Consider the following 15,128-nt stretch of genomic DNA (forward strand, 5'->3'; position numbering starts at 1 on the left):
CCCCTCTCCCGCCTGCGGGGTGAGGGGCGGCGTTTGCGAGCCATGGCTCGCGCTGCACCGAACGCCCGGCCGCTGTGCGGTCGGGCCGGGGTGCGGGTTGGGGTGAGGGCCGCCGYAGGYGCGAAACTCCAACCTCATCCGTTGCCCTCATCCGCCCTTCGGGCACCTTCTCCCGCAAGCGGGAGAAGGGAAAGCGGTAGGGCCCTAGTAGGGGAAAGCGGTCATCCGCCCTCCTCTCCCAGCCCTACAACTTCGGCTTCCACTCCGCGCTGCTCATCCGCCATTCGCCGTCGCTTTCGCGCCAGCCGGTCTGCACCTCGTAGACCTGCGCGGCCTCCGGCAGCACCTGCCCCGCGCCGCCCGTCAGCGCCGCGCTGAAGCGCACCGTGGCGCGGTCGCCCTGGATCTCGATCTGCGCCGGCCCCAGCGCCACGCCCACGTCGCGGTAACGCCGGAAGCTGAGCATCGCCAATGCGCGGGCGCCGTTGCGGTCCATGCCGTCCGGGCCGACGAAATCATCGGCCAGGCTGGCGTGCAGGGCCTCCAGATCGCGCTGCTCCAAAGCCGTCTGCAACTCGCCCAGGGTTTCGCGCAGACGCTGCTCGGGCGGCGTGCGCGCGCAGGCGACCAGCAAGGCCAGCAGCGCCAATGCGCACAGGCCGAGGGCGATGCGACGCCAACGCGGCGTCCCGAAACTCGTCGTTGGGGGGCTCATAGACCTGACCGTCCGTTCGTTTTTTCGGTCGCCATCGTGACACGTCGCGGCGGTGTTTCGCGCCCCCGCACTGGCTCTCCTTGCCAGCCAATAGAGCCTATGCTCCAATCCAGTGAGGACCGTACGGCAGCGCATTCGCTTGCGCCGCCAGCGAACGGAAACAGCGGCGATAGAGAGGGGATCGCGATGAGTTTTGAACGTCCGTGGCTTGCCCAGTACCCGGCGGAAGTGCCGCCGCAAATCGACGTGGACGAGTTCCCGTCCATCGTTTCGGTGCTGGAAACCGCGATTGAGAAGTATCGCGACCGCCCGGCCTTCTCCAACCTCGGCAAGGTCCTGACCTACGCCGAGATCGACCGCCTCAGCGCCCAGTTCGCGGCTTACCTGCTGGGCGAGCTCAAGCTCAAGAAGGGCGATCGCGTCGCGATCATGATGCCCAACTGCCTGCAGTACCCGATCGCGACCTTCGGCGTGCTGCGCGCCGGCCTGACCGTGGTCAACACCAACCCGATGTACACGCCGCGCGAGCTCAAGCACCAGCTCGACGACTCCGGCGCCAGCGTCATCTTCGTGCTCGACAACTTCGGCGACACCGTGCAGAACGTGGTGGCCGGCAGCTCGATCAAGGTCATCACCACCGGCCTGGGCGACATGCTCGGCTTCCCCAAGGGCGCAATCGTCAACTTCATGCTCAAGCACGTGAAGAAGATGGTCCCGGACTACAACATCCCGGGCGCCACCCGCTTCCGCGACGCGCTGACCCTGGGCCAGATGCACAAGCTGCCCGACATCGAGATCACGCCCGACGACATCGCCTTCCTGCAATACACCGGCGGCACCACCGGCGTGGCCAAGGGCGCGATGCTCACCCACCGCAACCTGGTCGCCAACATGCAGCAGGCCGCGGCCTGGGTCGGCACCAACGTCAAGCTGGGCGAAGAAATCATCATCACCGCGCTGCCGCTGTACCACATCTTCGCTTTGACGGCGAACGGTCTGGTCTTCATGAAGTTCGGCGGCCTCAACCACATGATCACCAACCCGCGCGACATGCCTGGGTTCGTCAAAGAACTGAAGAAAACGCCGTTCACCGCCATCACCGGCGTCAACACCTTGTTCAACGGCCTGCTCAACACGCCCGGCTTCGACGAGGTCGATTTCTCGCGTCTGCACCTGACCCTGGGCGGCGGCATGGCGGTGCAGCGCGCCGTGGCCGAGCGTTGGAAGCAGGTCACCGGCGTGACCCTGCTGGAAGCCTACGGCCTCACCGAAACCTCGCCCGCCGCCTGCATCAACCCGATGAACCTGGCCGACTACAACGGCGCCATCGGCCTGCCGATCTCCTCCACCGACGCCTGCGTCAAGGACGAGAACGGCAACATGCTGCCGATGGGCGAAGTCGGCGAGCTGTGCATCAAGGGCCCGCAGGTCATGAAGGGCTATTGGAAGCGTCCGGAGGAAACCGCCAACGTCATCGACAACGAAGGTTGGCTGCACACCGGCGACATGGCGCGCATGGACGAACAGGGCTATTTCTATATCGTCGACCGCAAGAAGGACATGATCCTGGTGTCGGGCTTCAACGTGTATCCGAACGAGGTCGAGGACGTGATCGCGATGATGCCCGGCGTGCTGGAAGTGGCCGCGGTCGGCGTGCCCGACGAGAAGTCCGGCGAGGCGGTCAAGGTCGTGATCGTCAAGAAGGACCCGTCGCTGACCGCCGAGCAGGTCAAGGCGCACGCGCGCGAAAATCTCACCGGCTACAAGCATCCCAAGTACGTCGAGTTCCGTACCGAGCTGCCCAAGACCAACGTCGGCAAGATCCTGCGCCGCGAGCTGCGAGACGCGCCGGCGGCCTGAACGCCGCCGATCCGGCAGCTAACGGCACCGTCCGTCCGATAAGCCGCTTAAACGCGCCCGTAAGGCCCCGAGCCTTGCGGGCGCTTCGTTTTGGGCGCTTAGAATCGCCCGTGCCGGGCATCGGTTTGCCAAGCGGGTCACGCCCGCTGAGGCATGCTGAATCGGCCACACGCCCGTTCCGGATGCGGGGTCGGCCAATTTCTGGAGCTTCGAGTCTGAACGGCAGGTGTAGCATGAATTTGCCGGGCTAACGCCCGCCATTCCCTACTACGACTAGGAGCCTCGCCATGTCTGCTGTCCCCGCACGTTTGCACCTCGAAGATTCCTCGCTGTTCCGCCGCGTCACCGATGCCGCCGGCACCGCCGATTGGTGCTACATGCACGCCAATCCCTCCCAGGTCTACCACCCCTGCTTCTCCGAGCGCCTGCTGTGGGATATGAAGCGCACCCAGGAATGCATCCGTCGCGAGCTTGCCGCGTCCGACGATGCGCGCGCCGGCATCCATCATCTCGTGCTCGCCTCCGACGACGCCCAGGCCTTCAACCTCGGCGGCGATCTGGCCCTGTTCTCGCAGCTGATCCGCAACGGCAACCGCGGCCGCCTGCTCGAGTACGCCAAGCTCTGCATCGAGGTCGCGTTCAACCTCTATCAGCTCTACGAAGACCGCGTGCACAGCATCGCCGTGATCCAGGGCGACGCGCTCGGCGGCGGCTTCGAGGCCGCGCTGTGCTGCCACACCATCATCGCCGAGGAAGGCACTGGCATGGGTTTCCCGGAGGTGCTGTTCGACCTGTTCCCGGGCATGGGCGCCTACACCTTCCTCACCCGCCGCGTCACCCCGGTCCAGGCCGAGCGCATGATGCTGGACGCGCGCGTGTACCCGGTCGAGGAACTGCAGCGCATGGGCGTGGTCGACCTGGTCGTGCCGCGCGGCGAAGGCCTGCGTGCGGCGGCCGACATGGTCAAGCGCAACCAGCGCATCGGCAACGCGCTGCGCGCGATGAACACGGTCCGCCAGGCCTGCAACCCGGTCACTCTGGACGAACTGCTGTCGGTCACCACCGAATGGGTCGATGCGGCGATGCGCCTGAACGACCGCGGGCTGAAGACCATGGAACGCCTGGTGCGCGCTCAGCAGCGCCGCGCGGAATCGAACGCTCCGGCGCTTGCATTCGCATGAGGACTTCGCAGGGGGAGCCTGCCACGCGTCTTGCGTGGCAGGACGAAGGGCCTAGGAGACGTCGGGGACGTCCTTGCCGCGCCCGTTGCGGCTGAGGCGGGCGACCTCATGACGGCTGGCGTCGGTCACCGCCGTTAGCTGCGAGGCCAGGTCCGAAACCAGCTTGGATTGCTCGCGCGCCAGGGCTTCGTCGCTCGCGCGCATGATCTGCGAGCAGCGCTCGGCGATCGAGTGCGCGCCCAGGTTCTCGGCCACGCCCTTGTAGGCGTGCGCGACCTCGCGAAACTCCTCCCAGTTGCGCGCCGCACCGACCTTGGCCAGCTCCTGCTGGCAGCCGCCGGCGTCCTTCAGGCACTGCTCGACGAAATCGCGCAGGAACTGCTCGCCCAGGCCCATTTCCGCCAGTTCCGCCAGCACCGCCGGATTGGTCAGCGGACGGCTGACGTCGCTGATCGCGCGCACCGCCGGCAGCTTCTGCGAATCGACCACGTCGGCGATGGTCTCGAGCAGGCGCCCGACCACGATGGGCTTGGTCAAAAAGGCCATCGCGCCGGCTTCGTTGGCCGCTTCCGAGGCCTGCAGGGTGGCGTCGGCGCTGAGGATGATGGTGGGCGTGTTGCGGCCGGTGCCGGCCTGCATGAAACGCAGCTGGCGGATCACGTCCAGGCCGCTGAGGCCGGGCATGTGCATGTCCAGCACAGCCAGTTCGAACTGCGCGACCTCGAGCTGGTCCAAGGCCTGCTCGCCGTCGTTGACCGCGGTCACGCGGTGGCCGGCGCGCTCGAGGATGCGCGTAAGCACGGTGCGGTTGGCCTGCTGATCGTCGGCGATCAGCACGCGCAGATTGCGCACCCGGGTCTTGTGACGAGATGAAGGGATCCTCGAACGAGATCACCTTGCCGCCGTCGCTGCTGACGGTGTCGTGCTGCTGGGTCGGCTGGGTCTCCTCCAGCAGCATCGGCAGCTCGATCCAGAAATGGCTGCCGCCACCGGGGTTCTCTTCCAGCCCGATTTCGCCGCCCAGCAGCTGGGTCAGGGTGCGCGCGATGGTGGTGCCCAAACCGGTGCCGCCGAAGCGCCGGGTCGGGCCGGTGTCGACCTGCTCGAAGGCCTGGAAGATGCGCTCGGCGTCCTGGCTGGGCACGCCGATGCCGGTGTCGCGGACCGAGAAACGCAGCCATACGCGGCGTTCGGAATCGCCGCTCTCGGCGCGGTCGCCGGCCAGGCGCGCGACCAGCGACACTCCGCCCTTCTCGGTGAACTTGACCGCGTTGTGCATCAGGTTCAACAGCACCTGGGTCAGCAACGCGCTGTCGCCGTTGAGGCGCACCGGCACGTCGTCCTCGATGTCGACCTTGAAGGTCAGGCCCTTGGCCGAGGCCAGCGGCTGCAGCATCTTCTGCAGACGCTTGAGCACTTCCTGCAGGTTGAAGTCGACGTCGCGACGCTGCAGCTTGCCGGCCTCGATCGCCGAGATGTCGAGCACGTCGTTGACCAGCAACAGCAGCGACTGCGCCGAGGTGTGGATGACCTCGGCGTACTCGCGCTGCTCCGGCGCCAGACGGGTGCCGTGCATGAGTTCGGCCATGCCGATGATGCCGTTCAAGGGCGTGCGCAGCTCGTGGCTCATATTGGCCAGGAAACGGCTCTTGGCCTCGTTGGCGCGGCGCGCGTCTTCGGTGGCCTTCTGCAGGCTGCGCAGCAGCGAGGACAGGTAGGCGGGGATCGCGACCAGGCCCAGCCACAGGCCCGCGGCCAGATAAGGCTGCACGCGCCAATAGGGATTACCCAGGATCACCGCCATGAACGACACCGCCGCCAGGCCCGCGGCGGTGTACAGATAGGTGGTGCCGTAACGCAGACCGTTGCCGATGGTCACCCACAGCACGATCACGTACAGCGGCGCCAGCGAGGGCGCGTCCAGCGACATCAGCATCGCCAGGGTCGAATAGTCGGCGATCATGCCGATCCAGCGCCGGGTATGCGACACGCCCGGCGAGGCCACGATCCCGGCCAGCAGGGCCAGGCCGATCACCGACTCGCCCAGCATGACCCACAGCATGACCATGGTGGCCTGACTGTCGTGCTCGAAGGCCTGCAGGCCCAGCAGGTAGGCCACGATCAGGCAGGCGATCACCAATCGCACCAACGCCTGCCCGTGCTCGCTGTCCGGGCGATTCGAAAGGCGCTCCTTCAACAAGCGCAGGGCGGAAGCCATCGGCTACTCCATGCCGGGACGGGGGACACTCGTCGAATATCGGCTGCAAATCTCTTCGAGGCGGGCGCGGCTGCGGATCAGGGCGTCCACGCAGCGCGGGTCGAACAGGCGACCGCGCTGCGCGTACAGATAGCCCAGGGCCGCGTCCACGTCCCAGGCCTTCTTGTAGGGGCGCGGCGAGATCAGGGCGTCGAACACGTCGGCGACCGCGACGATCCGCGCTTCCAGCGGAATCTCCTCGCCGACCAGACCGTCCGGATAGCCGCTGCCGTCGTAACGTTCGTGGTGACGCAGCGCGATCATCGCGCCGGCCTGGATGAAGCGGTTCTGGCTGCCGCTGAGCAGTTCGTAGCCGATCTTGGGATGGCGGCGCATCACCGCCGTCTCCTCCTCGGTCAACGGGCCCGGCTTCATCAGCACCGCGTCGGGGATCGCGATCTTGCCCACGTCGTGCAGCGGCGCGGCCATCTCGATCACCCGCACTTCGTCTTCGAACATGCCCAGCGCCTCGGCGATCAGCCCGGCGATGTGGGCCATGCGCTCCAGGTAGGCGCTGGTGCCGGCGTCGCGGTACTCGATCGCGCGCGCCAGCCGCGACAGCGTTTCGCGTTCGCGTTCCTCGACCTCGTGCATGCTCGACAGCAGGCGCTGTTCCAGCGACAGCGCGCGTTGCTTCACGTTCTCGGACTGCTGGCGCAGCTGCAGCAGGTTGCGGCAACGCGCGCGCAGTTCGCGCGGACGCACCGGCTTGACCAGGAAGTCGATCACCCCGGCCTCGAGTGCGGCCTGGCGCACGGGCTCGTCGCCGACCACGGTGACCAGGATGATCGGGATGTCGCGATGCAGCGGCAGGCGGCGGAAGCGGCGCGCGAATTCCAGGCCGTCGATGCCAGGCATGCGGTAGTCCAGCAACAACAGATCCGGCTGGCTCGACTCGCACCAGGCCAGCGCGGCTTCCGGTTCGCCGAAGTCGTGCACGGCCAGCTCGGACGCAATGTCCTCGATGATGTGGCGCAGCATCGTGCGCGCGGACGTTTGGTCATCGACGATAACGACGTTCACACCGGCATCCGTGAGGGGCCACCCCCTGTGGTGGCCGACAAGGCGAGGATACCCCGCCCAGCGGCTGTTGGCAGCCGCCCCGTTCATTTTGCTTGCCGGCGTACATCGATAACGCAGGAAGGCCGCCGCGGCGGCCTTCCGAGTTTGCGCCGAGTCGGTGCGGCGGGGTTCACGATCGTCGCCCTGCTTCGTCCCCCCGCGCCCCGCCCAGCTTGACGATCAGCCGGCTTCGGGCCGCATGTAGGGGAACAGCAGGACGTCGCGGATCGACGACGAACCGGTCAGCAGCATCACCAGGCGGTCGATGCCCACGCCCAGGCCGCCGGTGGGTGGCAGGCCGACCTCCAGCGCGCGGATGTAGTCGGCGTCGTAATGCATGGCCTCGTCGTCGCCACCGGCCTTCTGGTCGACCTGGGCGCGGAAGCGAGCGGCCTGGTCCTCGGGGTCGTTGAGCTCGGAAAAGCCGTTGGCCAGCTCCTTGCCGCCGATGAACAATTCGAAGCGGTCGGTGAGCTCCGGGTCGAGGTCGTTGGCGCGCGCCAGCGGGCTGACCTCGACCGGGTGGTCGGTGATGAAGGTCGGCTGGATCAGGGTGTGCTCGACGGTGGCCTCGAAAATCTCCAGCAGCAGCTTGCCCCAGCCGTAGGAAGCCTTGACCGGCAGCTTCAGGCGCGCACAGTGGGCGCGCATGACGGCCAGGTCGCGCAGTTCCTCGCGCTTGATCTCGGGGTTGTGCTCCAGCACCGCGTCGATCATCGACCAGCGCCGGAACGCCGGGCCCAGGTCGATGGAGTTGCCGTCCCATTCGGACACCACCGCGTCCACCTGCTGCGCGCAGTGGCGGATCACCGCCTCGGTCAGGTCCATGATCTCGGTGTAGGTGGCGTAGGCCTCGTACAGCTCGAGCATGGTGAATTCGGGGTTGTGCCGGGTCGACACGCCCTCGTTGCGGAAATTGCGGTTGATCTCGTAGACGCGTTCCAGGCCGCCGACCACCAGGCGCTTGAGGTAGAGCTCCGGCGCCACGCGCAGGTACAGCTCCAGATCGAGGGCGTTGTGGTGGGTGGTGAAGGGCTTGGCCGCGGCGCCGCCGGGGATGTAATGCATCATCGGCGTTTCCACTTCCAGGAAACGCCGCGCGTCCAGCCAGGCGCGGATCGCGCGGATGATCAGCGAGCGCTTGACGAACACGTCGCGCGCGTCGGGCGAGACGATCAGGTCGACGTAGCGCTGGCGGTAGCGCTGCTCGACGTCGGCCATGCCGTGGAACTTGTCCGGCAGCGGACGCAGCGCCTTGGTCAGCAGGCGCAGGCTCTCGGCCTTCAGCGACAGTTCGCCGGTGCGGGTGCGGGTGAGCTCGCCCTCGGCCGAGACGATGTCGCCCAGGTCGAGGTCCTTGAACACCTCGTAGGCCTCGCCCAGCACGTCCTTCTTCAGCCACAGCTGCAGGCGCCCGGACTCGTCCTGGATCTGGCAGAAGCCGGCCTTGCCCATGTCGCGCTTGAGCAGCACGCGGCCGGCCACGGCGACGCGGTGGTGCTGGCCTTCCAGCGCCTCGGCGCCCCACTGCTCGGCGTCGACGTACTGCGCCTGCAGGTCGCCGACGTAGTCGCTGCGGCGGAAGTCGTTCGGGAAGGCGATGCCCTGCCCGCGCAGCGCCGTGAGTTTGGCGCGACGCTCGGCGATCAGGTGGTTCTCGTCGTGCGGCGTGGTCTCGGGCGTCTGGTCGGTCATGGTCTTCGCGTTTGAGGGTTGCGGTGGGACGGGGTCGGTAAGGCGGTGCTCAGGAGCGCAGAGTACTGGCAGCGGCGGCGGTTTGCTCGCCACCGGGCGGTAGCCGGCTCCCGAAAGACCGGGTGACCTTGCGCACATACGCGCGCGGTCGGCCGGGTCTAGATTCGGTCGTGCGCCCTATCCGGCGGCGCGCCCACGAGGTGGATGCAGCATGTTCAAGAAATTTCTGATCGGCCTGGCGATGGTGGCGGTGGTCTGCGCCCTCGCCCGCGCCGGCCACGAGTTCGGTCAGCACCTGGCGCAGCGCGATCAGGCCAAGGTCGCCGCGACGGCCGCCCAACCCTAGAGGGGCGGCAACGCGGTCCCCAGGCGGCGGGCGACGACCGTGGTCGCGCCCGTCGCCGGCGGGGTTCAGACCGCGTCGCTGCGTTTGGAGCCCACTTCCAGGCCCGATTTCAGACTGGCCTCGACGAACTCGTCGAGGTCGCCGTCGAGCACCTTCTGGGTGTCGCTGCGCTCGATGCCGGTGCGCAGGTCCTTGATCCGGCTCTGGTCGAGCACGTAGTTGCGGATCTGGCTGCCCCAGCCGATGTCGGACTTGGTCGCCTCGACCGCGTCGCGTTCGGCGTTGCGCTTCTGGATTTCCAGCTCGTACAGCTTGGCGGCGAGCATCTTCATCGCGTTGTCGCGGTTCTGGTGCTGGCTGCGGCCGGTCTGGCAGGCCACCACGATCCCGCTGGGGATGTGGGTGATGCGCACCGCCGACTCGGTCTTGTTGACGTGCTGGCCGCCGGCACCCGAGGAGCGGTAGACGTCGGTGCGCAGGTCGGCCGGGTTGATCTCGATGTCGATGTTGTCGTCGACTTCCGGCGACACGAACACCGAGGTGAAGCTGGTGTGGCGGCGGTTGTCGGAGTCGAACGGCGACTTGCGCACCAGCCGGTGCACGCCGGTTTCGGTCTTGAGCCAGCCGTAGGCGAAATCGCCCTCGACCCGCAGCGTGGCCGACTTGATGCCGGCGACGTCGCCGCCGCTGGCTTCCATCAGTTCGGTCTTCCAGCCGCGCGACTCGCACCAGCGCAGGTACATGCGCAGCAGTATTTCGGCCCAGTCCTGGGCCTCGGTGCCGCCAGCGCCGGCCTGAATGTCGACGAAGGCGTTGCACGCGTCCATCTTGCCGGAGAACATGCGCCGGAACTCGAGCTTCTCGACTTCCTTGGCGTAGCCCTCGACGTCCGCCACCACAGCCTGCGCGGTGGACTCGTCGTCCTCCATCTCGGCCAGTTCCAGCAGTTCGCCGGCGCCGACCAGGCCGTCGGTGAGGTTGCGGATGCCGTCCACGACCTTTTCCAGCGAGGCGCGCTCGCGGCCCAGGCCCTGGGCGCGCTCGGCGTCGTTCCAGATGTCGGGGTTTTCGAGTTCGCGGTTTACTTCTTCTAGACGTTCGACCTTGCTGTCGTAGTCAAAGATACCCCCTGAGCGAATCCAGCCGTCCGGTGAGGTCGGCGATGCGCTGGCGGACGGGATTGAGTTCGATCATGTCCGGTGGTTTTGATGCGGATGAACCGGCGATTCTAGCAGGCTCGGCGGCGTGGCCGGCTGCGGCTGCGGTGCGCAGGGCCGGGAGCGGCCCAGGACCGTCCCGACGCCGCCCTGGGCGGCGCCGGGCGTGGCGCTCACTTCACCTCGAACTCGCCGACCAACACCGTTTCCGACTGCTGCTTCAGGCGCAGGGTCACGCGCTGATCCTGCTGGCGGGCGGTGCCGAAGCCAGTGCTCAGCCACAGCTGCAGCGTGGTGGCGCCGGTGACCAGTTGCTGGCGGTCGCCATAGAAGTTGGCTTCGACCTTGTACTTGCCGGGCTTAGCGTCGCGCAGCATGAATTCCTCGGGGCCGTAGCCGCCGGTGAAGTCGTTGGAGATGCGCCCGCCCTGGTAGGTCAAGGTGTGCTGGTAGTAGCAACGCTCGCCGTTGGGGTCGGTCACCCACAGGTCCATGTCGGAGTTGTCGCTGTCCCAGCTCAGCACCGCACGCAGGTCCAGCGGCAGATTGCGCAGCAGGCGCTTATCCATCGCCGAGGTGTCCAACGGTCGGCCCGAGGTCGCCACGATCGCGTTGAGTTCGTTGAGCGCGATCAAGGCCACGCCGTCGAAACGGCTGTCCCAGGTTCGGCTCACCACCTGGTAGAGACTGTCGATGGCCGGCTGATAGTCGCGCGCGGCCGCATGGGCCAGGCCGAGGTCGCGGAAGCTTTGCGGCTCCTCTTCGGCCAGCCGCACCACGCGCTCGAACAGCGGCACCGCCAGCGTCGGCTCGTCGGCCTGCAGCAGGCGATAGCCGAGCACGCGCAGGATGTGGCGGTTCTCCAGGTCCAGTTCGGCCAGGTTGGACAGCACCCGCAGCGCCAGTGCGCGCTGCTTCTTCTCCAGCAGCACGTCGGCCACGTCCAGGTAGAACGCGGTGCTGGCGGCATAGCCGTCGCGCTCGTCCAGGTAGATCGCGTAGGCCTGCTCCGGCCCGGCCTTGCGCAGGCGCGCGGCGTACGGCGAATCGGGCTTCCAGGCCTGCAGGGCGATGGTCGCGCCGCGGCCTTCGCCGCCGTCGCCGGCCTCGCCCTTGGGCGCGGCCTCGGGCTCCAGATCCTCGGCGCTGATGCGCGCGCCGGTGACTTCGATCCGCTCCAGGCTCTGCGACGCCGCGTCCGCCGCCGCCACTTCGCGCACCGCGCTGGGCGCGGGTGCGGCCATCGGCATCGGCGGCGCGTAGGCGTAGCCGTCGGCCTCGGCCGAGGGAGCGGCGACCGTACGTTCGGGCTGCGGCGGCCGACCCTTGGGCCAGGTCTTCTGCCACCACTGCACGGTGCCCTCGAACTGCGCCGCGATCTGGTCCAGATGCGAGCGACGCGCCGCATCGCGTTGCGCGAACTGCGCGGACTTGAGCCGGTCGAACTCGGCGCGCAGCTCGGCCGGCGGCAGGATGTCGTACTGCAGATAGTCGGCGACCGCTTCCAGCACCAGCAGCGAACTCTCGGGCGTGACCAGGCCGAACTGCTGGCTCAGGCGCGCGATGGCGGCGCGATTGAGCTCCGGTTCGGCGCCCAGCGCACGCACCCGGTAACCCGCCCACAGGCGCGCCGCGTAGGCGCTGTCCGGCGCGTCGGCGCCGATGGTCAACGGCTGCGGCGACTGGCCGGCGAAACCCAATGTCAGTGTCGCGCTCGGCGCGGTCAGGCGCCCGGCCACGCGCAGCACGCCATCCTGGGGATAGGCGGATTCGGCGACCAGGTCGGTCGCGCCCAGCGCTTCCAGGTCGGCAAGGCGCGCGTCGGCCGCCAACAGTTCGCGCGCGCCGCTCTCGATCGCGCCCGGGGTCTGCCAGGCGATCAGACGGCCGCCGTGGCCCTCGGCCAGCGCGCTCAGGCGCGCGCTGTCGGCGGCGTTGCCGGCGGAATTGATCGCGTACAGACGCTGGCCGCGGCCCAGTTCGGGGAAACGGCGCTGGCCGTAATTGAACAGGCCGTCGCTGACCAGCAGGTATTCCTCGACCTCGGCCTGCGGCGTCCAGCCGCCGGGGTCGGTGGCGCCGTCGTAGACCGTGGCCTTGAGCGCGTCGCGCAGCGCGCGCCAGTCGCCGCCCTGGACGCGGAAATCGCCCGCGTCCTCGGCGCGGTCGCGCAGGCGGATCAGGCGCACCTGGGCGTCGCCGAGGGCGGCGAAGTAGCGATCCAGCAGCGCCAACTCGCCGGCCAGATCGCGCTTGCGGCCGGAGGCCGAGCTGTCCCACACCAGGCCCACGCGCTGGGGCAACGGGCGCTGGGCGACGCTCGCGGCCACCGGCACCTCGGCGAGAAAGTAGTGCTGGCCGTCGACGCTCTGGGTGTAGACCTGCGCCGATTCGGCGCGGGCGAAACGCAGGCCCAAGCCGCCGCCGACCAGCTGCGCGCGTTCGATCCGGGCGCGGTAACCGCCCTGGCCGTCGCGCTTGAAATCGACCCGGCCGAAACCGCTGTCGACCCGCGGCGCCGAGGCGCCGCGCGCGATCACCCGCAGGTCCACCGCATCGGCGCCGCGCGCGTAATCCAGCGGCAGCCGCAAACGCCGGCCGTCGCGGTCCGGGCGCAAGGCCTCGACATAGCTCAGGCGCACCCGGCGGGTGCCCTGGGCCGGGATCGGATACACGCGCAGGCGGAAGTGATTGCCCTCGGTCTTCTCCAGCAGGGCCGGATCGACCCCGCGCCGTTCGATCGACTCGAACACCGCCTGCCCCTGCGCCTTGGGCACCGGCACGGCCGCGCGCATGCGGCCGTCGATATCCAGCGCGAACGCGCTGATCTGCTGGCCTTCGTGCAGCGGAAACTGCAGCTCGCCTTCCAGCGGCCGCGCGTTGGGATTGCGGAACGTCAGCTCGACCGTGGTCTGGGCCAGCCCGCCGTTGAGCTCGACCTCGACCGCGGCCGTCTCCAGCACGATCGGCCGCTCGGCGCCGGGCGCGCGCATCAGCGGCGGCGCGGTGACCGAACCCCGGTCCGGCGGACCGATGACCTGGGCGGCGACCGCTCCGCTCAGCCCCAATAGCAGGCACACATGCAAGACATAGGAACGCACCGGTGGTCTCTCCTGGATTGGTCGTCGATCACGCCTGCTGGTAGCCAACGCGCGCGCACGCTGAACGGGGTTGAGTCGCCACTCAATCCCTCCAGGCACGGCACTCTTGTCAGCCCCTCGCCTACCTTAAGGCCTGCCGCCCGGTCGCGGGCCGGACGCGCGTCCGACCCGGCGAGGCCGGATCCCCGGGCGCAGGGAGGCCCTTTCTAAAAATGTTACTTACGTCTCATTTAATGAGTGTTTACCCAGACTCCAAGCGCGCTGCCGCCCGCCGGCGCTCCGCCATGATCCCAGCAGCCCCGCCGATGCGAGGGCACAACGGACTACTTCATCAGCACACTGGGAGCCAGACGCAATGACACGTAAAGGCATGCTTCGCTACGCGCTGTTGGCCGCTATTTCCGCCACGACCGCCACCGCCTCGGCGGCGGAAATGAGCGCCGCGCCGGTCACCGCCAAGCCCATGGCCAGCGCCTTGGGCGGCGCCGATTTCGCCACCGGCCTGAAGGTCCGATCGCAGCGCGCAGTCGACCTGGGCCTGCCCGATGCGGCCAGCCTGAAGGCCTTGCGTACCCGCCGCGCCGATCAGTACAAGCACGGCCAGCCGATGGAAATCGGCTACGCCCGCAACGTCGGCCGCAGCCGCGTCGATCTGACCAGCCTGGACTGGGAAGCCCTGCCCGACGGGTCCCACGGCGCCCGCTTCACCCTGACCTCGACCCAAGCCGTCGCCCTGCGCGCTGGCCTGCTGCTGCGCCCCACGCGCAAGAACGGCGGCGATCCCGCCGCGGTGACCCTGCGCTTCGCCGGCAGCGACGGCCGCGTCTTCACCGACAACGGCCGCAACTACAGCGGCGACGAAGCCGGCTGGTCGCCGACCGTGGCCGGCGACACGCTGACCGTCGAAATCGTGCTCGCGCCGGGCCAGCGCCCGGACGGCTTCGACCTGAACGTGCCGCAGTTGTCGCACCTGGACGTGGACCCGGCGTCGAACACGCGCGATCTGTCCAAGGCCAGCGGCGTCGGCGCCAGCGGCGCCTGCGAAAAAGACATCGTCTGCCGCGTCAACCCGACTCCGGGCTTCCTGGCGGCCAGCAAGTCGGTGGCGCGCATGGTCTACACCGCCAAAGGCAAGTCCTACCTGTGCACCGGCACCCTGCTCAACAACAACAACTCGCCCAAGCGCCAGCTGTTCTGGACCGCGGCCCACTGCATCAGCACCCAGAGGGTCGCCGACACGCTGCAGACCTATTGGTTCTTCGATGCCACCGCCTGCAATAACGACACCGCCAACCCGGGTGCGGTGACGCTGACCGGCGGCGCCTACCTGCGTCACGCCAACACCACCCGCGACACGTCGCTGCTCGAGCTGAAGACCGCGCCGCCCACCGGCGCCTACTACGCCGCCTGGAACAGCAGCGCCATCACCGTCAACGGCACCGCGATCGAAGGCATCCACCATCCGGCCGGCGATCTGAAGAAGTACTCGCTGGGTTCGGTGACCAGCCTGTCGTACACGCTGGACGGCAAGTCGCCGCTGACCCGCGTGGCCTGGAACACCGGCGTCACCGAGGGCGGCTCCTCGGGCTCGGCGCTGTTCACCATCGCCGCCTCCGGCGACTACCAGCTGCGCGGCGGCCTGTACGGCGGCACCTCGTTCTGCTCGGCGCCCAACGATCCGGACGGCTACTCCCAGCTCAGCGGCGTGTGGTCCAGCATCTCGACCTACTTCGGCCCCTGATCGCGACCAGCAC

Annotated in this window: 11 protein-coding genes; 5 read left to right on the forward strand and 6 right to left on the reverse strand. The window is 68.3% G+C overall.

What is annotated here, in order from left to right:
- Positions 1–244: 244 nt before the first annotated feature.
- Entirely contained in the window at positions 245–715 is a 471-nt protein-coding gene (locus tag ASE35_RS05750; protein ID WP_162259024.1) for a nuclear transport factor 2 family protein, read from the reverse strand.
- Positions 716–901: 186 nt separating this feature from the next.
- Here ASE35_RS05750 and ASE35_RS05755 point away from each other — a divergent pair, with 186 nt between their 5' ends.
- Positions 902–2,575, forward strand: a complete 1,674-nt coding sequence (locus ASE35_RS05755) for a long-chain fatty acid--CoA ligase (RefSeq protein ID WP_056174901.1) — start codon at positions 902–904, stop codon at positions 2,573–2,575.
- Positions 2,576–2,862: 287 nt separating this feature from the next.
- Positions 2,863–3,756 carry a crotonase/enoyl-CoA hydratase family protein gene (locus ASE35_RS05760; protein WP_082576287.1) on the forward strand — a complete coding sequence of 298 codons (894 nt, stop codon included), beginning with the start codon at positions 2,863–2,865 and terminating at the stop codon, positions 3,754–3,756.
- Positions 3,757–3,807: 51 nt separating this feature from the next.
- On the opposite strand, the gene ASE35_RS21470 is transcribed toward ASE35_RS05760, so the two are convergent.
- Positions 3,808–4,608 (reverse strand): response regulator, encoded by an 801-nt coding sequence (locus ASE35_RS21470; protein WP_057163201.1) that lies wholly within the window; start codon positions 4,606–4,608, stop codon positions 3,808–3,810.
- 17 nt (positions 4,609–4,625) lie between these two features.
- Between ASE35_RS21470 and ASE35_RS21875 the strand changes: the two genes are divergently transcribed.
- Positions 4,626–5,474, forward strand: a complete 849-nt coding sequence (locus ASE35_RS21875; RefSeq protein WP_057163202.1) for a hypothetical protein — start codon at positions 4,626–4,628, stop codon at positions 5,472–5,474.
- 503 nt (positions 5,475–5,977) lie between these two features.
- On the opposite strand, the gene ASE35_RS05775 is transcribed toward ASE35_RS21875, so the two are convergent.
- Positions 5,978–7,036, reverse strand: coding sequence for a two-component system response regulator (locus ASE35_RS05775; protein WP_055901601.1), 1,059 nt, complete (start codon positions 7,034–7,036; stop codon positions 5,978–5,980).
- 219 nt (positions 7,037–7,255) lie between these two features.
- Positions 7,256–8,770: a lysine--tRNA ligase gene (gene lysS / locus ASE35_RS05780; protein WP_057163203.1), complete on the reverse strand. Its 1,515-nt coding sequence runs from the start codon at positions 8,768–8,770 to the stop codon at positions 7,256–7,258.
- A gap of 211 nt (positions 8,771–8,981) precedes the next feature.
- On the opposite strand from lysS, the gene ASE35_RS22170 reads away from it, so the two are divergent.
- The gene (locus ASE35_RS22170) at positions 8,982–9,116 is read left to right on the forward strand and encodes a hypothetical protein (RefSeq protein ID WP_255356342.1); all 135 of its coding nucleotides are present in this window, start codon (positions 8,982–8,984) and stop codon (positions 9,114–9,116) included.
- A gap of 65 nt (positions 9,117–9,181) precedes the next feature.
- On the opposite strand, the gene prfB is transcribed toward ASE35_RS22170, so the two are convergent.
- Positions 9,182–10,310, reverse strand: a protein-coding gene (prfB, locus tag ASE35_RS05785; RefSeq protein WP_157489291.1) for a peptide chain release factor 2 whose coding sequence is annotated in 2 segments (ribosomal slippage) — positions 9,182–10,234 and positions 10,236–10,310 — 1,128 coding nt in all. Because the reading frame shifts where the segments join, the coding sequence is not laid out codon by codon here.
- A 136-nt stretch (positions 10,311–10,446) separates the two neighbouring features.
- A complete protein-coding gene (locus ASE35_RS05790) occupies positions 10,447–13,374 on the reverse strand; it encodes a VIT domain-containing protein (RefSeq protein WP_235569999.1) in 2,928 nt (975 codons plus the stop codon).
- 355 nt (positions 13,375–13,729) lie between these two features.
- Here ASE35_RS05790 and ASE35_RS05795 point away from each other — a divergent pair, with 355 nt between their 5' ends.
- Positions 13,730–15,115 (forward strand): trypsin-like peptidase domain-containing protein, encoded by a 1,386-nt coding sequence (locus tag ASE35_RS05795; RefSeq protein ID WP_057163204.1) that lies wholly within the window; start codon positions 13,730–13,732, stop codon positions 15,113–15,115.
- Positions 15,116–15,128: the final 13 nt, after the last annotated feature.

Origin of the sequence: Lysobacter sp. Root916, assembly GCF_001429785.1 — a bacterium.
Lineage (GTDB): Bacteria > Pseudomonadota > Gammaproteobacteria > Xanthomonadales > Xanthomonadaceae > Lysobacter.

Excerpts from the sequence above, each read along its gene's own strand:
- ASE35_RS05750 (WP_162259024.1), bottom strand. The coding sequence starts at position 715 with ATGAGCCCCCCAACGACGAGTTTCGGGACGCCGCGTTGGCGTCGCATC.
- ASE35_RS22170 (WP_255356342.1), top strand. The coding sequence starts at position 8,982 with ATGTTCAAGAAATTTCTGATCGGCCTGGCGATGGTGGCGGTGGTCTGC.
- ASE35_RS05760 (WP_082576287.1), top strand. The coding sequence starts at position 2,863 with ATGTCTGCTGTCCCCGCACGTTTGCACCTCGAAGATTCCTCGCTGTTC.
- ASE35_RS05795 (WP_057163204.1), top strand. The coding sequence starts at position 13,730 with ATGACACGTAAAGGCATGCTTCGCTACGCGCTGTTGGCCGCTATTTCC.
- ASE35_RS05755 (WP_056174901.1), top strand. The coding sequence starts at position 902 with ATGAGTTTTGAACGTCCGTGGCTTGCCCAGTACCCGGCGGAAGTGCCG.
- ASE35_RS21875 (WP_057163202.1), top strand. The coding sequence starts at position 4,626 with ATGAAGGGATCCTCGAACGAGATCACCTTGCCGCCGTCGCTGCTGACG.
- lysS (WP_057163203.1), bottom strand. The coding sequence starts at position 8,770 with ATGACCGACCAGACGCCCGAGACCACGCCGCACGACGAGAACCACCTG.